This window comes from Labilithrix sp. (assembly GCA_019637155.1).
Classification (GTDB): Bacteria; Myxococcota_A; Polyangia; order Polyangiales; family Polyangiaceae; genus Labilithrix.
In genome coordinates, this window is record JAHBWE010000013.1 from 99,001 (window position 1) to 117,759 (window position 18,759).

Genomic DNA, 18,759 nt, shown 5'->3' on the forward strand with positions numbered 1-18,759 from the left:
GAAAGCGGAGTATGCTCGTCCTCGCATGGCGCGCGGTCTTGGATCACGGACGATGGACGGCGCCGCCGTCCTACGTTGCCTCTCGGTTGGTCTCTCGGCCGACCAGCTGACCGCGGTCCGTCGCGCGATCGTGCCGGTGGAGGTGGTGCCTTTCGCGACGGCGGCGGAGGCGTGCACCGCGATGTCGACGGTCCTCCCGCTCGTGGTCGTCGTCGACGACGCGACGACGGAGGCGGATCGCACCGCGCTCTCCGACGTCGCGATCGCATGTGGGGCGGAGCTCTTCGACGTCGAGCCGGCGCCGGAGGGCAAGGAGTTCTCCCTACGTCTGCTCGACGCGCTCACCCGTGCGGAGCGCCGCCGCTTCAAGCCGGCTTAGAAGAGCTCGCGGAGACGCCGGACGACGCCGCCGCGCGAGTACATCGCGCGGAGGAGGCGCATCTGCCAGCGATAGACCTTCGTGGAGTAGGGGAACCAGAGCGGATCGCGCTGCGGGTCGGGGAAGCGGCCGGCGAACACGTGGCGCGTCTCGGCCATGTCGCGGAGCGCGTCGTCGCCGTGGACGCGGCCGAAGCCGCTCTGCTTCACGCCGCCGAACGGCGCCTCGACCGCGGCGTAGTTGCTGACCACGTCGTTCACGACGACGCTGCCGGCCTCGATCCGCTGCGCGAGGCGGCGCCCCTTCTCGCGGTCCTTCGTGAAGACGTACGCGTTCAGGCCGAGGTGCGAGTCGTTCGCGAGGCGGACCGCCTCGTCCTCGGAGGCGACGCGCTGGATCGGGACGATCGGCCCGAAGATCTCCTGCGTCATCACCGTCATCGAGTGGTCGCAGCCCGCGAGCACGGTCGGCTCGAAGAACATGCCCGGACCGGGGCGGCGCTTGCCGCCGGTCACGACGCGCGCGCCCTTCTTCACCGCGTCGGCGATGTGCAGCATCGCGACTTCGATCTGCTTGCCGAAGATGATCGCGCCGACGTCGATCGCGTCGTCGGCGGTGGGATCGCCCTGGCGGAGCTCCTCGGTGAGGGTCTTCACGCGCTCGACGAGCTGATCGTGGACCGCCTCGTGGGCGTAGACGCGTTCGACCGAGATGCACACCTGCCCCGCGTTGACGAAGCCGCCGAAGACGATCGCGCGCGCGGTGCGCTCGACGTCGCAGTCGGAGCAGGCGAGGAGCGGTGCCTTGCCGCCGAGCTCGATCACGCACGGGACGAGGTTCGCGCCGCACGCGGCCGCGACGCGCTTGCCGGTCTCCACCCCGCCGGTGAACACCAGCTTCTGGATGCCGCCTTCGATCAGGGCCTGCCCCACGTCGCCTTTGCCGTGGACGACGCCGAAGAGGTCCTCCGGGAGGCCGGTCGCGTCGAAGATCTCCTTCGCCTTCTGGACCGAGAGCGGCGTCACCTCGCTCGGCTTCACGACCGCGGCGGAGCCGGTGACGAGCGCGGCGAACACGTCCGCCATCGGGATGACGAAGGGGAAGTTCCACGGCGAGATGATCCCGACGACGCCGCGCGGGACGTAGTGGAGCGTGCTCTTCTTGTGCTTCAGGAGGTGGAGCGGGAGCTCGCGCGGCGCGAGGATCTTCGCCGCGTTGTTGCAGTAGTAGGTCAGCTGATCGACCGCGAGCATCACCTCGTGCGCGAGCGCTTCGGGGCGGGGCTTGCCGCACTCGCGGCTGATGACGTCGACGACCTCGCTCGCGCGCTCGACGAGCGCGTCGCGGAAGCGGAGGAGGCGCGTCGCGCGCTCTTGCACCGGGAGCACCGCCCACGCCGCCTGCGCCTTCTTCGCGCGCGCGATCGTCTTCTTCACCTCCTCGTGCGGCGTGATCGCGACCTCGCCGAGGAGGTCCCCCGTCGCGGGCTCCCAGCTCTTCAGCGTGTTCGTCGTCATCTCAGCTCCGCTCGATGAGCTCGATCTTGTAGCCGGTCGGGTCCTCGACGAACGCGATGACGGTGGAGCCATGCTTCATCGGCCCCGGCTCACGCGTCACCTTGTAGCCGAGCGCGCGCACCTTCTCGACCGCGGACGTGATGTCGTTCGTGCCGATCGCGATGTGCCCGAACGCGTCGCCGAGGGTGTAGCTGTCCTTGCCCCAGTTGTACGTGAGCTCGATGACGGTGTTCGCGTCCTCCTCGCCGTAGCCGATGAAGCAGAGCGTGAACTTGCCGTCGGGGTACTCCTTCTCGCGGAGGACCTTCATGCCGAAGCACTCGGTGTAGAACTTCTTCGACGCCGCGAGGTCGCCGACCCGGAGCATCGTGTGGAGCATGCGCATGCGGCGAGCTTACGCCGGGTCGCCGATCTTGGGGTCGATCTTGGGCCAGGAGAGGAACGCGAGCATGGTCGGCGGCACCGCGAGCCCGAGCGCGACGAGCGCGACGCCGTAGCCGTGCGTGCGATCGATGCTCCAGCCCACGAGCGGCCCGAACACGACGTGCGCGAGCGACTGCGCCGCCGCCGTCATGCCGCCCGCGACCGAGGTGCGCTCGATCGGGACGCGCGCGAGCATGTCGTTCGTGACGAGGACGTAGACGCCGCCGCCGCCGCACGCCGACGCGGCGAACAGCGCGATCGCGACGGCGGGCGACGGCGCGAGCGGCGCGAGGGCGAGCGAGGCCTGGAGCAGCATCGCGATCGCGAAGAGGTTCGTGTGCGTCTTCGTTCGCCCCGCGATCGCGCCGAAGCCGATCGCGCCGATGTCGAAGAGCAGCGGTGCCGCGATGAGGTAGTTGCCGATCGACTCTTTCGGCACGTGCCATCCGTCGACGAGGTACTTCGACGTCCAGTTGAGGACGAACATCATCGCCGGCGCGGAGCCGACGATCGCGACGATGGCGCGGAGCACGGGCGGGCTCGTGAGGACGTGGTGCAGCGGCGCGCGTGGTGTGCTCGAACGAGCCTCGTGCGTCGCGCCGCGCTCGAGGCCGAAGCCCTTGGACACGACGAACCAGAGCGGGAGCCAGAGCATGCCGATCGCCGCGGTCACCACGAACGCGGCGCGGAAGCCGTACGCCGCGTCGAGGCCGACCGCGAGCTTCGCCGCGACGATCGCGCCGAACGAGCTGCCAGTGAACAGGATGCCGAACGCGAGCGGCCGCCGCGCGCCCGGCAGCGCCCGGCGGATCGACTGCACGGCGGACGGGAACGACGGCGCCTCCGCCGCGCCGAGCAGGAGCCGCAGCACGAACAGCGTGCCGAACGACACCGCGAAGGCGTGGAGCCCTGCGATGATCGACCACACGAGCACCGCCGCCGCGAACCCGCGTCGTGCCCCGATCCGATCGACGACGATCCCCGCCGCCGGCGCCCCGACGAGGTACGCGAGCGAGAACGCCGAGAGCAGGAGCCCGTAGTGGGCGTTGTCGATCCCGAGCGCCTTCGTCACGGACGGCGCAATGGCGGCGAGCGTCTGCCGATCGATGTAGCTGACGCTCATCCCCAGCGTCGCCGCGATGGCCAACGCCCACGCCGACCCCGGCGCGCCCACCTCGTCTCGCTGCGTCATTTCCCGTATCGCCGTGCCCCTTTTCCCAGCCCGGCCCTCTTCTAGTAGCCTTGGCCCCGTGGCGGATCTGCTCATTTCGGATGAGCTGTCCGACGAGCCGTCCGATTTCGGCTCGTTACGACCCGGCACGCGCCTCGGTCGCTACGAGCTCCTCGTCCCGATCGCGCGCGGAGGCATGGCGCGGGTGTGGGCCGCGCGCCAGCACGGGCAGCGCGGCTTCCAGAAGCTCGTCGCGATCAAGACGATCCTCCCGCACCTCGCCGACGAGCCCGAGTTCGAGCACATGTTCCTCGACGAGGCGCGGATCGCGTCGGGCGTGCACCACCCGAACGTCTGCGAGATCTACGAGCTCGGCGAGGAGAAGCGCACGCTCTACCTCGCGATGGAGTGGGTGAACGGCGACTCGTTCTCGCGCGCGCTCCGCATCTCGGGCAAACCCGAGCCGGTCGAGGTCTCGATCGCCGCGCGCATCATCGCCGACGCGTGCGCCGGCGCGCACGCCGCGCACGAGCTCGAGGACGACAACGGTCGCAAGCTCGGCGTCGTCCATCGCGATCTGTCCCCGCACAACATCCTCATCAACGCCGACGGCTTCACGAAGGTCTGCGACTTCGGCGTCGCGAAGGCGCTCGGTCAGATCCACGAGCAGACGAGCGCGGGGCAGCTCAAAGGCAAGATCAGCTACATGTCGCCCGAGCAGGTGACGGGCGATCCGGTCGATCGCCGGAGCGACGTGTTCTCGCTCGGCTGCGTGCTCTACGAGGCGACGACGGGCCGGCGACCCTTCCGCGGCGAGGGCGATCACAACGTGATGCAGGCGATCGTGAACGGCCAGTTCGAGTCGCCGGCCGCGATCGTCCGCGGGTACCCGCCGGAGCTCGAGCGCATCATCGCGCGCGCGCTCGCGAGCGTGCCGAACCGTCGCTTCGCCTCGGCGGAGCTGATGCGCTACGCGCTCGAGGAGTTCCTCGCGAAGGGGCCGCTCGTGACGCAGGGGCACGTCGGGCAGATGGTGAAGACGCGGCTCGCGGAGCTGCTCGAGCGCCGCCGCGAGCGCATCAAGCAGGCGTCCTCCAGCGCCGAGAGCTGGGACCCCGCGTCGGTCCCGCCGTCGCGCATGCCGGCCGATCACCGCTCCGGCGTGAAGCCGTCGCAGAGCAGCGGCCGGCTCGAGCCGCTCGGCGTGATCGGCCCGACGAGCTCGTCGACGATCCCGCAAGCCCCCTCCGCGATCGCGCAGATGGCGCTCGGCGAGACGCAGGAGGTCGACACCCACGCCGACACGCACGCCGTCGTCACCGACAGCTCGAACGCGGCCGTGATCGAAGAGGCGATCCTCTCGTCGCTCGTCCCGAACGTCCCGAGCCCGCTCGATCCGCCGCTGCCTCCGAGCGAGCTGCCGCCGCGCTCCGTCCTCGAGGCGCGGGCGCTCACCGCGCCGGCGCGCGACGTCCCGATCCCGATCCTCTCGCCGCTCTCGGCGGGTCCGCCGCCGTCGTTCGAGGGGCCGCCGAGCCTCGCGCCGCGTCCGGGTCCGGTCCTGGAGCCCGCGCCGGAGTCGCCGCCGCCCGCGCTCGGGTACTACGCGATGGCGATGCTCGTCGGCCTGCTCTTCGCGGTCGTGATCGGCGGCGCGGGCCTCTTCTACTGGCGCTCGCGGCAGCAGGTCTCTCCGGCGCCGGTCGCGGCCTCGGCTTCGGCTCCGTCGTCGGGCCCGAGCGCGTCCGCCCCGAGCGCGTCCGTCCCGCCGCTCACCGCCGCGTCGCCGGAGGTCCTCTTCCGCGTCTCGCCGGCCGACGCGGTGCTCGTCGTCGACGGCAAGGAGCTCCCGCGCGATCGCCGCGCGCTCCCGCGGCCGCCGGCGGGGGAGGTGAGCAGCGTCGTCATCCACGCGAAGGGCTTCGAGGACTCGAGCGTCCAGCTCGACTACTTCAGCGCGCCCGCGATCGACGTCGTCCTCCAGCCGACCGCCGACGCCGGCGCCACGACGACGAAGAAGAAGCCGCGGCCGCGCGACAAGGACCCCTCCGCGATCCCCGACAACCCATACTGACGGGTGCGCGCCTCCAAGGTAGACTGCACCCATGCCCGTCCCCCGCGCGAGACGAGCCGTGCTCGCCTGCGCCGTCGCTCTCGCCGCGATCTCTGCGGCGCCCCTCGCGCACGCCGCGCCGGAGGAGACCGCCGCGGCGGAGTCCGCCGCGGAGGCTCGCCAGCAGTACGGCCTCGGTCAGAAGGCCTTCGCCGCGAAGCGCTACTCCGAGGCCGCGCTCCACTTCGAGTCCGCCGCCGCCTTCAAGGCGAGCGGGATCGCGCTCTACAGCGCCGCGAGCGCGTGGGACCTCGCCTCGCGTCCCGAGCGCGCGGCGGACGCGTACGCGCGCGCGCTCGAAGCCGCCGGCCTCGACGAGAAGCAGACCGCGACGGCGAAGGACCGGATCGCCGCGCTCGAGAAGAGCCTCGGCACGCTCGAGGTGAAGGCGCCCGAAGGCTGGAAGGTGCAGCTCGACACGTTCACGGAGGTGAAGGCGCCCGCGCGCCTCCACGCGTCGGGCGGCGTGCACACCCTCAGCATCCACGCCCCCGACAAACCGATCGAGCGGCGCGACGTGATGCTCGAGGCCGGCAAGACGCAGGCGCTCGAGCTGAAGGACGAGCCGAAGCCGCCGCCGAAGGTCGAGGAGCCGCCGAAGAAGGAAGAGCCGCCCCCGCCGGAGCCGCCGCCGATGCGCCTCCGCGAGCCGTTCTGGACGACGCGGAAGGCGGTCGGCGTCGGCGTCGTCGGCGTCGGCGTCGCCGCGCTCGGCGCGACCGCGCTCCTCGGCGTCCAGGCGAGCGGCGCCGAAGACGCGTACAACGCGGCGCCCAACCGCGAGGCCTACGATCATGCGAAGTCACTCCAGACGTGGACCAACATCGGCCTCTTCACCGGCGGTCTCCTCGTCGCCGGGGGGATCGTGCTGATCGTGCTGCCCGGCGATCGCGGCGGCTTCCGCGCCGGCATCAAGCCCGGCGGCGTCGAGCTCGGGGGGACGTTCTAGATGCGCCGCCGCGTCCTCCTCGCGCTCGGCGCGGTGGTGATCCCGACGACGTTCGCGTTCGCGTGCTCGCTCGATCTCGACGAGTCGCTCATCGACCGGAAGGACTCCGGCCCGGTCAATGACGTGGTCGTGCCGGAGGGCAGCACCGTCACCGAGTCGGGCGTGGTCGAGAACCCCTCCGCCGCGGCGTGCACGAGCGACAACGACTGCGTGACGCCGGACAACAAGTGCCTCACCCCGCGCTGCGACCTCGCGCGGCGCGCGTGCGTGTTCGAGGTCTGTCGCTCCGCCGCGTGCACGACCGGCAAGTGCGACGAGGCCGCGCGCACGTGCTCCGCCCCCGTGTCGTACAAGCGACGCGCCGGCACCTTCAGCCTCGCGCAGCCGTTCCTCTGCGCCAACTGCCTCGTCGCCGCGTACCCGTGGGTCTTCGCCGGCACGCAGGGCGGCGTGCTCGCGTACAACGTCAGCGACCCCACCCTCACCGCGCCGCCCGCCGTCCCGATCGTCGGGCTCGGCTTCGTCCCGAACCGCATGGTGCGGAGCGGCAACCGGATCTGGTTCGCGGGCGCAACGACCGGTCAAGCGGCGGGGCCCGGCCGCTTCCCGCTCGCGTACATCGAGGTGCCGTCCGATCCGTTCACCGGCGTCATCCGCGCGACGACGGTGCTGGTGGAGACGAAGGGCGCGCCCGTCACGCCGCGCCTCTTCGCGCGCGAGAGCCGATCGATCCTCCTCACCGGTCCCGCGCCCGGCTTCGCGTCGGCGGTGGTGGAGCCCACCGTCACCGAGCCGGCGTCGCTGACGCTCAACACGTTCGCGCTGCCGGAGGGGACCGACGTCTACGCGTCGAGCGGCACGCGCCTCGTCGCGATGACGAACGGCCCCGGCACGGTGCAGGTCAACCTCGTCTCGAACGCGGGCGCGGGGACGGTGACGGTCGAGAAGCTGATCCCGCTCGACATCGGCGCGGCGAGCGACGCGCGCCGCCTCGGCTTCGGGTGGGCGACCAGCGTCGACGGCTCCGTCTTCTGGGCCGGCGCGACGAACGTCCCGGTCGAGCCCGAGGGCGCGCGCACGGGGCAGGTGAAGGCGTACTTCCTCACCGCCGACGGCAAGGGCGCGATCCCGGACGCGCCGAAGGGCGTCGTCGTGGAGGAGTATCCGGAGCTCTCGGGCCTCGGTCCGGACGCGGACGCGATCCGCTTCCCGATCTTCCTCGACAACGACACGGTGATGATCGCGACCTCGGCGAAGGAAGACGTCACGAAGGTCGCGGTGAACGTCGTGAAGCGCGGGGACCCGCCCACGGTGGTGGCGGATCGGCGCGTCGTGCTCGACACCGGCATCACCACCGTCGTCGCCGCGAGCGCGAGCGACGGCATCGGCTACCTCGGCACGAACGAGAAGGTCGATCGCGACGCCGCCTCGCCCGACACGGGGAGGGTCTACGTGATCGCCCCCGAGTGCACGCCCTGACGTGAAGGTCGCGTTCCGCCCGCCGCGGTGGCTCCGCTCTCCGCACCTGCAGACGATCGCCGGGACGGTCCCCGTCTACGCGCCGCCGAAGACGCACGCGCGCGCGGAGGAAGAGGACCTCCGCATCCCGCTCGGCGACGAGGGTTGCCTTCACGCCCGCGCGTGGTGGGCGACCCCCGCCTCCGAGCGCGCGCCGGCGGTGGTGATCCTGCACGGCATCGCGGGGTCGAAGGACTCGCTCTGCTGCGTGCGCGCGGCGGTGGCGCTCCATCGCGCGGGGTACCACGCCGTGCGGCTCGACATGCGCGCCGCGGGCGAGAGCGTCGTCGACGCGCCGTCGCTCTACCACGGCGGCCTCACGACCGATCTCGATCTCACCGTGCGCCATCTCCTCGCGCACCCCCGCGTCGAGAGCGTGCTCGTGCTCGGCTTCTCCGGCGGCGGGAGCATCGCGTTGAAGCTCGCGGGCGAGTGGGGCAAGGACGCGCCGCCCGGCGTCCGCGCGATCGCGAGCATCTCCGCGCCGCTCGACTACGTCCACGTCGCGGCGCGGATGGACACGTTCGCGTGCGCGCTCTACCGCTACCACGTCCTCGGCGGCCTCCTCGATCGCGCGCGCGCGTTCGCGGAGCGGCACCCGTCCCGCGTCCACTACAAGGTCGCCGACCTCCACGGCATCAAGCGGTTCCGCGCCTACGACGACGCGGTCATCGTGCCGATGCACCGCTTCGAGAGCGTCGATCACTACTACCGCGCGGTGAGCTCCGGTCCCTACCTCGAGAAGATCGAGGTCCCATCCATCGTCATCCACGCGGAGGACGATCCGATGGTGCCGATCCGCGGCGTGCGGCCGTGGTTCCGCGGCGCCGCGCCGAGCGTGCGGACGGTCGTGAGCGAGCACGGCGGGCACATCGGCTGGGTCGGCGGCTTCGACGAGGCGAGCTGGATCAAGGGCTGGGCGATGAGCCACGCGCTCTCGTTCTTCGCGGAGCATCGCTGATGGCGCAGATCGTCTTCCTCCGTCACCTCGCGCGGCTGACCCCCGGCGTGACGTACGCGCGGCTCCTCCGCGGACCGGCCCGTCCGACGTGGTCGTTCCGCTTCGAGCTCTTCGCCGCGACGATGCGCGCGGTGCAGTTCGAGCTCGCGAGCGGCTCGTGGGAGGCGCAGCGCCGCGCGTTCGATCGCCTCGCCGGCACCTACGCGCCCACCGTGCGCCGCGTCCGTCGCGAGCGCGTCACGCTCGGCGGGGTGCCGGCGGAGTGGTTCACGCCGAAGCAACCGGCGCGCACGGAGGCGACGGTGCTCTACGTCCACGGCGGCGGCTACGTGTTCGGCTCGGTGCGATCGCATCAGGAGCTCATCGCGCGCATCGCGCTCGCCGCGCCGGCGCGCGCGCTCGCGCCGGAGTACCGCCTCGCGCCGGAGCACCCGTTCCCGGCCGCGATCGACGACGTCGTCGCGGTGTACCGCGCGCTGCTCGCGGACGGCGTCGCGCCGTCGCGCCTCGTCGTCGCGGGAGACTCCGCCGGCGGCGGTCTCACGATGGCGCTCCTGCAGCGCCTGAAGGCGGCGGGCGATCCGCTCCCCGCCGGTGCGGCGCTCATCTGTCCGTGGGTGGACCTCACCGCGAAGGGCGGCTCGCTCGACGCGCACGCCGCGTTCGACTGGAGCAACGAGACGGTCGGCAACCGCTGGAGCGCGACGTACCTGAACGGCCACGATCCGAAGGACCCGCTCGCCTCCGCGGTGTTCGGCGACCTCGCGGGCCTGCCGCCGCTCCTCGTCCAGGTCGGCGGCGCGGAGCTGATCTACGACCAGTCCGTCGCCCTCGCGAAGCGCGCGCGCGAGGCCGGCGTCGACGCACGCCTCGTCGTCGGCGAAGACATGATCCACGACTGGCCCACCTTCGCGAACCTCTTCCCCGACTGCGCCCGCCCCATCGACGAGCTCGGCGCCTTCATCCGCGAAGCGACGAAGACCTGAGCTCTCTGGTTCGAGAGGGGCCAGCCCCTCTCGAGCTCACCCCGCCGGGGCCTCTCCGCGCGCGGGGCGCGCTCCGCCGCCCCGGGCCCCCGAGAGGGGCGACCGTGGTTCAGGACGTGATTGTGTTTTCGAGGCGGCCGAGGCGGTCGATCTCGAGCGCGACGACGTCGCCGACCTGCAGCCACTGGTTGTCGGTGATCTTCGAGCCGTTCAGCTCGAGGAAGCAGCCGGTCCCGCAGGTGCCGGAGCCGATGACGTCGCCGGGGTAGAGCGTGACGCCGTAGCTCGCGCGCTCGAGGATCTGCGCGAAGGTCCACGTCATGTCCTTCACGTTGCCGGTCGAGACCTGCTTGCCGTTCACGAAGGCGCGCATCCCGAGGTCGTAGTGGTCGCCGGCGTCGGTCTTCTTCGCCCTTGGCGCGAGCTCGTCCATCGTGACGAGGTAGGGGCCGAGGCCGGTCGCGAAGTCCTTGCCCTTCGCGGGCCCGAGCGAGAGCGTCATCTCCTGCATCTGGAGCGCGCGGGCGGAGAAGTCGTTCATGATCGTCATGCCGAAGACGTACGCGTCGGCCTCTTTCGCGGAGAGGTCGCGGCCCTCGCGCCCGACCACGATCGCGGCCTCGAGCTCGAAGTCGAGGCGCTCGAGGTGCCGCTCCTTCACCTTCACCGGTCCCGGGCCGACGACCGCCTGATGGTTCGTGAAGTAGAACACGGGAAATTGGTCGAACTCGGGGATCATGTCGAGACCGCGATTTTTGCGCGCGGTCGCGACGTGCTGCCGGAAGGCGTAGCCGTCGCGCATCGAGGGCGGCCGCGGGATGGGGGAGAGCAGCGTCACCGCGGAGAGCGACACCAGCGTCGGCCCGCCCTCGTGCATCTCGGGGAGGTTGGTCGACTCCCACGCCGCGAGGACGTCGCGCGCGGCGTCGAGGCCCTGCGTCCCGTGCTCGACGAGGGCGAGGACGGAGTAGCCGTCGAGCTTGCGGTCGAGGCAGGCGAGCCCGCGCTTCAGGTCGATGATCGTGTCGAGGCGATCGCCGACGAGGAGGCCGCTGCGCGTCTCGGCGCCCTGCTTGTACGTGACGAGCTTCATGCCGGTGCCTGTTAGCACACGCGCACCAGTGTAGGCTCATGTCGTGACGTGCTCCGCCGAACGCGCTATCTGAGACGCGATGCTCCTCGGGTGGTTGCCGAAGTCCGCGTACGGGATCGTCCACGAGCTGACGCGGCACATCCTGAAGCGGCCGGTCGTCGGGATCTGCGCGGTCCCGCGCACCCCGGACGGGCGGATCGTCCTCGTTCGCCGCGCCGACAACGGGATGTGGTGCCTGCCGGGCGGGACGCTGGAGTGGGGCGAGACGCTCACGGCCGGCCTCGCGCGCGAGCTGGAAGAGGAGGCGGGGATCACGCGGCACGAGGTCGTCCGTGTGCTCGGCGCATGGTCGGACCCGATGCGGGACGCACGCTTCCACGCCGTGACGATCGCCACCCTCTGCGACGTCGACCCCCCGAGCAAACCCCCGAAAAATCCTCTAGAAATCCTCTCCGCGAAGGCCTTCGCGAAGGAGGACCTCCCCCCCAAGCTGGCCTTCGGCATGGAGGACATACTGGCCGCCGCCGAAACCCCCACCACAGTCCTCGAATGACTCTTCCAAGAATAGCCCCGCTTCAGCGCTTGGACGGGGCCCCAGAAGCGGCCGCGAAAGCGGGCGCGAAGCGCCCCGAGCGCAACGCGCGAGGGCCGTGTCTGGGGTGGGGGTGTCGGGGGCGAAGCCCCCGACGTTGAGAACCCAGTAAGGAAGGACCTTTTTCGGGCGTTGTTCGTCGGTAGAAAGCATGGCGACGCGAGCGTACGGCGAATCCCCGCAGATCGCGCCGACCCGCCCCTCACGGGGGAGCGGGGTTCATCCCGTCCATCCCGTCGCCGGAAACCCGTGCCCGACGTGCGGTAGTCTCTCACGCACGCGCTCTTCAGATCGACCGTCGGGGTCGTGCGTAAGGGGTGAGTCCATGGATCGAATCGGCGAATACCTCGTTCGGCGCCTCATCGGAGAAGGCGGGATGGGGAAGGTCTACGAAGCCGAGGAGCGGCTCTCGAAGCGGCGCGTCGCGCTGAAGGTCCTCCGCCCCGAGCTCACGAAGCACGAGGACGGCCGGCGCCTCTTCTTGAACGAGATGCAGATCCTGGCGCACCTCGAGCACCCGAACCTCGTGCGCAGCCTCGCCTCGATGGAGAACGACGGGCAGCTCGTGATGGTGCTCGAGTACCTCCACGGCCGCACCCTGCGCCAGGAGCTCACGCGTCGCGGCGCGCTTCCGTGGCAGGAGGCGCTCGAGCACGCGGCCCGCGTCGCGGAGGCGCTCGTCGTCGCGCACGAGCAGGAGCCGCCGATCGTCCATCGCGACCTCAAGCCCGAGAACGTGATGCTCACCGTCGCGGAGGGCTCGGCCGACGACGCGCCAGCGACCGGCCTCAAGGTCATGGACTTCGGCATCGCGAAGGTGCTCGAGGGCATGCACGCCACGAACACGCAGAGCATCGGCACGCTCCAGTACATGAGCCCGGAGCAGATCGACGCGCGCACGATCGACGCGCGCTCGGACCTCTATTCGCTCGGCCTCATCTTCTACGAGATGATCGCGGGCGCCCCGCCGTTCTCGTCCGCGTCGCCGCGCGAGCTGCTCAACCTGCAGTGCACGGAGCCGCCGCCCGCGCTCGACGAGGAGGTCCGCCACGGCCTCCCGCGCGGGGTGGAGGAGCTCCTCTACTCGATGCTCGAGAAGAAGCCCGACGACCGCCCCGCCTCCGCGCGCGACGTGCTCGATCGCCTCTCGCTCTTCCGCTCGGCGGGCACGTCCGCGGGCGCGCCGAAGCGGGTGAAGACGACGACCGCGCCGGTGTCGGCCGCGCCGACCCCGACGCCGAGGTCGGCGAAGCCGAGCGGCGACACGCTCCACTCGTCGCCCGCGCCCGCGTCGCCGAAGAAGGACAAGGAGGAGCGTCCGCGCACCGACACGATCGCGATCGTCGAGGCGAACGCGAGCAAGCCGAAGGAGATCCCGACCTGGCTCGCGATCGCCGCGATCGTGCTGCTCTCGCTCGTCGCGGGGATGGGGACGTACCTCGTTCGGTTGAAGACGAGCGATCCGTCGCCGGCCGCGAGCACGACCACGTCGTCCGCTCCGAGGTCGCTGGCGTCGAACCCGAGGTAACGTGACGGAGCTCGATCCGATCGGGCGGGCCAAGCGCGAGACGCACGGCGAAGGCGCCGAGCTCTGGCGCTTGCCGGCGTCCGACGCCGGCGTCGCGCGCCGCCTCGTCGCGTTCGGCGAGGCCGGGGTCGGCGGCTTCGCGCCGGGGGCGTCGGAGCTCGAGCTCGTGCGGCGCCTCCCGACCACGACGGTGCAGAGCCTCGCGAGGGGCGAGCGCCTCGACGGCATCACCGCGCTCGCGAAGGTCCGCGACGTCGCGCGAGCGCTCGCGCATTGCGAGTCGAAGGGCGTGTTCCCCGGCGCGCTCCGGCCGAGCGAGGTGGCGCTCGGGAGCGCGGGCCGCGCGGAGGCGTTCATCCTCGCGGAGAGCTGGGTCCGCGCGCTGGTCGGCGGCGGCCACGTCGCGGCGGCGAGCAGCAGCGGCCCCTCCGCGCGCTGGACGCCGCCGGAGCAGGCGAACGGCGCGCCCTGGGACAACGCGGCGAACCGCTGGGTGCTGGGCCTCGTCGCGTACCGACTCATCGCCGGCGCGCATCCGTTCTCGGGCGCAGGCCTCCGCGACGCGCTCGCCGCGGAGCACGTCCCCCCGTTCGCAGACGACGTCGCCAAGACGCTCCGCCCCGGCATCCAGAGCTTCATCCTCACGATCCTCGCCGCCGACCCATCGAAACGCCCCCCGAACGCCGCCGCGATCGCGGACCGATGCGAAGACCTGATCCGCGACGAGCCCGCGCGCGCCCGCTCACCGCGCGACGGCCGCTCCGCGCGCGAGGGCGCGTGGGCCTCGAGCGGCTCACGCCGCGATGGCGCGTCGGCTTCGGGTGGTTCGGTACGCGCGGGGGCGGACGCGGGCGGCTCGGCGCGAGCCGCCCATTCGGGTCGCGAGGACGCGTCGGTTTCGGGCGGCTTGGGTCGCGAGGGCACGTCGGTTTCGGGCGGCTCGAGCCGCGAGGGCCGCGCGGGTGCGGACGGCTCCGTGCGCGCGGGCGCGTCGGCTTCTGGTCGCGATGCGCGTACGTCCGGTGCGTCCGGTTCAGGTCGCGATGCGCGCGCCGGCGTGTCGGTGGCGGGCTCGCGGCGCGAGGGCGGTGCGGTCGCGCGGTCCTCCAATGTGGCGCGCGACGACGAGGCGGCGGCGGCGCGTCGCGCGGAGCGGATCGAGCGGATCGTCGCGGCGAGCGGGGGCGGCGGGTCCGTCGCCGCGACGCCCGTGGCGGCGCCGCTGCGGCCGAAGCGGTGGGTCGCCTTCGTGCCGATCGCGCTCGGGCTCGCGATCGCGGGCGCGTCCGTCGCGGCGTCGCGATCGAACGGCGTGCCCGCGCCGGTCGAGAGCCCGCGCCGCGCGATCGCGCAGGCGCCGCTCACGAAGACGACCGCGGAGCAGTGCGGGCAGTGCCACGCGCGCGAGGTCGGCGAGTGGCAAGGCTCGGTGATGGCGCACGCGGTGAAGAGCCCGCTCTTCGGCGCGCTCGAGAGCGCGGTCGAGGAGCAAGTCGGCAAGGACGATCGCTGCCCCGGCGGCGCGGGCGTGCTGCGGAAGGCGGGCGCCGACGTGTGCCGCGACGAGCGCACCGGCGTCGCGTTCACCGGCGCCGGCGGCGAGCACTGGTGCGTGAACTGCCACTCCGCGAGCGACAACCTCCGCTCCACCGTGCCGCCGTGGAGCGCGTTCGCTTCCAACGCGCAGAAGCCGCTCCGCGACGTGCTCACGCCGCAAGCGATGGAAGGGATCTCCTGCGCGGTGTGCCATCAGACGATCGGCCCCGTCCACGGCACCACCGCGTACGAAGGCAACCCGACGTGGACGTCGCCCTTCACCGGCCGCTCGTTCCTCATGCGACCGGAGGACGGCGTCGGCGTCCGCGGCATCGCGAACAGCGGCTACCTCCTCGACTCGAGCATCTTCCTCACGCCGTCGCTCGGCCGCGGCGGCCCCGGCGATCCGGTCGTCCACAAACGCGTGCCGGAGGACACCGCGCGCTACGTGCGCTCGAGCGAGTTCTGCGGCGCGTGCCACGACGTGCGGCTCTTCGGGACCGACTCCTTCGCCGTGCGCGATCGCGGCGAGCACTTCAAGCGGCTCCGCAACGCGTACTCCGAGTGGAAGACCTGGTCCGACACGGAGAAGTCCGCCGGTCGCCGCGCCGCGACGTGCCAGGACTGCCACATGAGCCTCTTCCCCGGCGTATGCGTGCAGAGCGCAGGTAGTCGCGGCGCCGGGGGGTGTCCGCCCGGCACCAAGTTCGAGGCGCGCGCGCCGGGCGAGCGCGCGCGCGGCCTCGTCGCGACCTCCTCCTCCGAGCTCAAGCCGGTCGCGTCGCACTGGTTCACGAGCGTCGATCTCCCGCTTTCACCGGAATACCCGGACAGCTGGGCGAACGATCGCGCGCTCGACGGGAGCGGCGTCCCGGTCGGCCTCGAGGCGCGGCGGCGGCAGCTCCTCGAGCACACGTTCAAGCTCACGCTCGCGAAGGGCACGCGCTTCGGGAGCCGGCTCGAGGTCCCGGTCGAGCTCCAGAACGTCGGCGCGGGTCATCGCGTCCCCGCCGGCTTCAGCCAGGAGCGCGAGATCTGGATCGAGATGACGGTGAAGGACGGCCGCGGCGACGTCGTCTACGAGGTCGGCAAGCTCACGAGCGACGACGCCGACCTCCAGGACAAGACGTTCACGCGCATCACGACGCGCGACGACAACCGTGACTTCCGCGGCCGGCCGCTCGGCGTCTTCGGCGCCGACGTCGTCGACGGTCGCGACGTCCCGCTCTGGGAGCCGAACCCGGCGTTCGGCGGCACGAGCTTCCGCGGCAAGGGCCTCATCAACCTCCAGAACGGCTTCCTCCGCTGCGTGAAGTGCATCGGCTTCATCGATCGCGAGGGCCGCTGCCAGGCGGGCCCGGGGCAGGGGCGCACGCGCGCGGATCGCTTCGACGACGGCGCCTACGACCTCGACACCGGCGAGTGCCGCTCGAACCTGACCGGCAACAACGCGTTCTTCGAGACGTTCTTCCCCGTCGGCTCGCTCGACGCGGATCGCGGCTTCGTCAAGGCGCCGGACGCGATCCTCGATCAGCGCTCCGCCGCGCCGGGCGTCGTCGTCCGCTACACGTACGAGCTCGAGACCGGCGGCCGGCAGGGCCCGTTCACTGTGACGGCGCGCCTCCGCTTCCGCCCGTTCCCGCCGTTCCTCCTCCGCGCCTTCGCCGACTACGAAGCGAACAAGGCGCGCGAGGGCCGCCGCCCGAGCGGCCCGCAGGTCACGCCCTCGATGTTCCGCCGCAACCACCCCATCGACCTCGCGGAGACGCAGGCGACGATCCCATGACGGCGTGGCCGACGGTCGTCTGGGATGCGTCGTTGCTGCGCGGGCTCGACGCGCGCGCGCGCGCGGAGATCGAGGCGGCGGGGCGGGTGCGGAGGCTCGCGAAGGACGAGCTGCTCTTCCGGCACGGCGATCCCGCCGACGCGCTGTTCGTCGTCGCGTCGGGATCGTGCGCGCTCTCCGGCGTGCGCCGCGGCGACGACGACGCGGCGGTGATCCGGCGTGCGCGCCGCGGCGACGTGCTCGGCGAGGAGGCGACCGTCGCGGCCTTCTCGACGCGCCAGCTCGAGGCGCGCTGCGAAGAGGAGGCCGTCGTCGCGGAGGTCCCGCTCGTCGTGCTCCGCCGCGCGGTGGGCCGCGGCGGAGGCGCGGGCCTCGAGCGGGTGGAGCGGCAGCTCCGTCGCGCGGCGACGCTCGATCTCCTCCGCACGACGAGCTTCACGCGCGCCCTGGCCGACGCGGACATCGAGGTCCTCCTCGACGCCGCGCAGCACCGCCACGTGCCGCGCGGCGAACACGTCTACGGCGAGGGCGATCCACCCGACGCCGCCTATCTCGTCGCCGACGGCCTCCTCCAGGCGCAGACCGGCGACGAAGGAAGGCCGCGCGTCGAGGCGTACCTCGGGCGCGGCGATCTCTTCGGCGAGGAGGAGCTCGCGGAGCGTGAGCCGCGTCGCGTCGCCGTCGTCGCGAGCGGGCCGACGTGGCTGGTCGCGATCCCGCGCGACGTCTTCCTCGTCGTCGCGCGCCGCAACGAGGGAGCGCTCGCCGCCGCGCGGCGGCTCAAGGGCGGAGAGCGCCCGCCGAAGGCGCTCTCGAACACGACGACGCACGTGTTCCAGGACCTCTACCGCATGCGCGTCGCGCGCTCGCTCCTCGTCATCGATCAGGACTCGTGCATCCGCTGCGGCCACTGCGCGTGGTCCTGCGCCGACGCGCACGCCGACGGCGTGAGCCGCCTCGTCCGCCGCGGCGACAAGCTCGTCGCGCCGGGCGCGGTCCCGCTCCTCGTCCCGAACAGCTGCCAGCACTGCAAGAACCCCGCGTGCATGATCGACTGCCCGACCGGCGCGATCGGCCGCGACGCCCGCGGCGAGGTGTTCATCCGCGAGGACCTCTGCACCGGCTGCGGGAGCTGCGCGAAGGCCTGCCCGTGGGAGAACATCGCGATGGCGCCGGCGCCCGCGCCGAAGGCGGGCACCCCCAAGTACCCGCTCGTCGCGGTGAAGTGCGACCTTTGCAAAGGGGAGAAGGCCGGGCCCGCGTGCGTGAACGCGTGTCCGACGGAGGCGATCGCGCGCATCGATCCCAACGTCGCGCTCGTCCCGCTCGCTCCCGGCGCCGCCGCCGCGCCGGTGCTCCCCGCTCGCACGCCGGCGTGGCCGTGGCTCGCGGGCGCGGCGCTCGCGGCGATGGGCCTCGGCGTCCTCGGCGTCGGCCGCTGGCCGAGCGGCATCGCCGCGGGCGTCCTCGTCCTCGCGCTCGTCGCCTACAGCGCGGTGAAGCGCCTGCGCCTGCGGCTGTCTTCTCGATATATGTATATCGCACATATGTCGTTCGGCGTGCTCGCGCTCGGGGTCTCGGTCGCGCACGTCGGCGCGCGGATCCCGCCGAACGTCGCGGGCGCGCTCACGCTGTCGCTCGCGCTCGCGGTGCTGAGCGGCCTCGCCGGCGGCGCGCTGAACGTCGTCGTGCCGCGCATGCTCGCGCGCCTCGAGCGGAAGACCGTCCTCCCGGAGGAGCTCGCGTCGCGCGCGCGCGACCTCGACGGCCAGGTCTTCCGCGCGCTCTCGGGGAAGAGCGAGCTCGTGAAGACCCTCTTCGTGAAGTCGCTCCGCCCCTACCTCCGCGCGCGCCTCGGCCCGCTCTGGCTCGTCGCGTCGCGCCGCTCGCTCCGCGAGGAGGAGAGGTCGCTGCGCACGCGCCTCGACGCGCTCATGGGCGCCGCCGCGCCGGCGAAGGGCGCCGCCGCGCCGGCGAAGGGCACCGCCGCCGCGACGAAGACCGCCGGCCTCGACGATCTCGTCCGCCTCGTCGTCGAGCACCGCGCGACGCGCGCGCAGCGGGCGCTGACGTGGATCCTCCGCGGCTGGCTCGTCCCCCACCTCGCCGCCACCGCCGCCGCGCTCGTCCTGCTCGTCCTCCACGTCATCGGTGTCGCGCGATGAGGAAGGCACCCAAAGCGATGAGGAAGGCACCCGCGCGATGAG

The 18,759-nt window shown here is 72.3% G+C and carries 14 protein-coding genes; 10 read left to right on the top strand and 4 right to left on the bottom strand.

Features of this window, described 5'->3' with window-relative positions; all coding sequences use genetic code 11:
• Positions 1 to 25 precede the first annotated feature (25 nt).
• Positions 26 to 379 carry a hypothetical protein gene (locus KF837_26775; protein ID MBX3230954.1) on the top strand — a complete coding sequence of 118 codons (354 nt, stop codon included), beginning with the start codon at positions 26 to 28 and terminating at the stop codon, positions 377 to 379.
• Here KF837_26775 and KF837_26780 read toward each other — a convergent pair.
• The 3 genes from KF837_26780 to KF837_26790 are packed head-to-tail and all read right to left on the bottom strand — an operon-like array spanning position 376 to position 3,511.
• On the bottom strand, positions 376 to 1,896 hold the full coding sequence (locus KF837_26780) for an aldehyde dehydrogenase family protein (protein ID MBX3230955.1): 1,521 nt from the start codon (positions 1,894 to 1,896) through the stop codon (positions 376 to 378). The two genes, KF837_26775 and KF837_26780, sit on opposite strands and share 4 nt — an antisense overlap.
• Position 1,897: 1 nt before the next feature.
• Positions 1,898 to 2,281, bottom strand: coding sequence for a lactoylglutathione lyase (gloA, locus tag KF837_26785; GenBank protein ID MBX3230956.1), 384 nt, complete (start codon positions 2,279 to 2,281; stop codon positions 1,898 to 1,900).
• Positions 2,282 to 2,290: 9 nt separating this feature from the next.
• Complete coding sequence (locus KF837_26790; GenBank protein ID MBX3230957.1) at positions 2,291 to 3,511, bottom strand: MFS transporter; 1,221 nt, start codon at positions 3,509 to 3,511, stop codon at positions 2,291 to 2,293.
• A 58-nt stretch (positions 3,512 to 3,569) separates the two neighbouring features.
• Between KF837_26790 and KF837_26795 the strand changes: the two genes are divergently transcribed.
• The 5 genes from KF837_26795 to KF837_26815 are packed head-to-tail and all read left to right on the top strand — an operon-like array spanning position 3,570 to position 10,017.
• Positions 3,570 to 5,564, top strand: a complete 1,995-nt coding sequence (locus KF837_26795; GenBank protein MBX3230958.1) for a serine/threonine protein kinase — start codon at positions 3,570 to 3,572, stop codon at positions 5,562 to 5,564.
• 31 nt (positions 5,565 to 5,595) lie between these two features.
• The gene (locus tag KF837_26800) at positions 5,596 to 6,552 is read left to right on the top strand and encodes a hypothetical protein (GenBank protein MBX3230959.1); all 957 of its coding nucleotides are present in this window, start codon (positions 5,596 to 5,598) and stop codon (positions 6,550 to 6,552) included.
• On the top strand, positions 6,553 to 8,031 hold the full coding sequence (locus tag KF837_26805; protein MBX3230960.1) for a hypothetical protein: 1,479 nt from the start codon (positions 6,553 to 6,555) through the stop codon (positions 8,029 to 8,031).
• Between the two features lies 1 nt (position 8,032).
• Positions 8,033 to 9,031, top strand: a complete 999-nt coding sequence (locus tag KF837_26810; GenBank protein MBX3230961.1) for an alpha/beta fold hydrolase — start codon at positions 8,033 to 8,035, stop codon at positions 9,029 to 9,031.
• Positions 9,031 to 10,017: an alpha/beta hydrolase gene (locus tag KF837_26815; protein MBX3230962.1), complete on the top strand. Its 987-nt coding sequence runs from the start codon at positions 9,031 to 9,033 to the stop codon at positions 10,015 to 10,017. The genes KF837_26810 and KF837_26815 overlap by 1 nt, the downstream gene beginning before the upstream one ends.
• A gap of 109 nt (positions 10,018 to 10,126) precedes the next feature.
• On the opposite strand, the gene KF837_26820 is transcribed toward KF837_26815, so the two are convergent.
• Positions 10,127 to 11,110: a fumarylacetoacetate hydrolase family protein gene (locus tag KF837_26820; protein MBX3230963.1), complete on the bottom strand. Its 984-nt coding sequence runs from the start codon at positions 11,108 to 11,110 to the stop codon at positions 10,127 to 10,129.
• 94 nt (positions 11,111 to 11,204) lie between these two features.
• Here KF837_26820 and KF837_26825 point away from each other — a divergent pair, with 94 nt between their 5' ends.
• From KF837_26825 to KF837_26840, 4 genes are all read left to right on the top strand, one after another.
• A complete protein-coding gene (locus KF837_26825; protein MBX3230964.1) occupies positions 11,205 to 11,663 on the top strand; it encodes an NUDIX hydrolase in 459 nt (152 codons plus the stop codon).
• A 364-nt stretch (positions 11,664 to 12,027) separates the two neighbouring features.
• On the top strand, positions 12,028 to 13,230 hold the full coding sequence (locus KF837_26830; protein ID MBX3230965.1) for a protein kinase: 1,203 nt from the start codon (positions 12,028 to 12,030) through the stop codon (positions 13,228 to 13,230).
• Position 13,231: 1 nt separating this feature from the next.
• A complete protein-coding gene (locus tag KF837_26835) occupies positions 13,232 to 16,552 on the top strand; it encodes a hypothetical protein (protein ID MBX3230966.1) in 3,321 nt (1,106 codons plus the stop codon).
• Entirely contained in the window at positions 16,549 to 18,717 is a 2,169-nt protein-coding gene (locus tag KF837_26840; protein ID MBX3230967.1) for a cyclic nucleotide-binding domain-containing protein, read from the top strand. Before KF837_26835 ends, KF837_26840 begins: the two co-directional genes overlap by 4 nt.
• The last annotated feature ends 42 nt before the right edge of the window (positions 18,718 to 18,759 follow it).

Coding starts and splice junctions, on each gene's coding strand:
- KF837_26830 (MBX3230965.1), top strand. CDS start 12,028: ATGGATCGAATCGGCGAATACCTCGTTCGGCGCCTCATCGGAGAAGGC.
- KF837_26775 (MBX3230954.1), top strand. CDS start 26: ATGGCGCGCGGTCTTGGATCACGGACGATGGACGGCGCCGCCGTCCTA.
- KF837_26800 (MBX3230959.1), top strand. CDS start 5,596: ATGCCCGTCCCCCGCGCGAGACGAGCCGTGCTCGCCTGCGCCGTCGCT.
- KF837_26815 (MBX3230962.1), top strand. CDS start 9,031: ATGGCGCAGATCGTCTTCCTCCGTCACCTCGCGCGGCTGACCCCCGGC.
- KF837_26840 (MBX3230967.1), top strand. CDS start 16,549: ATGACGGCGTGGCCGACGGTCGTCTGGGATGCGTCGTTGCTGCGCGGG.
- KF837_26820 (MBX3230963.1), bottom strand. CDS start 11,110: ATGAAGCTCGTCACGTACAAGCAGGGCGCCGAGACGCGCAGCGGCCTC.
- KF837_26780 (MBX3230955.1), bottom strand. CDS start 1,896: ATGACGACGAACACGCTGAAGAGCTGGGAGCCCGCGACGGGGGACCTC.
- KF837_26790 (MBX3230957.1), bottom strand. CDS start 3,511: ATGACGCAGCGAGACGAGGTGGGCGCGCCGGGGTCGGCGTGGGCGTTG.
- KF837_26805 (MBX3230960.1), top strand. CDS start 6,553: ATGCGCCGCCGCGTCCTCCTCGCGCTCGGCGCGGTGGTGATCCCGACG.
- gloA (MBX3230956.1), bottom strand. CDS start 2,281: ATGCGCATGCTCCACACGATGCTCCGGGTCGGCGACCTCGCGGCGTCG.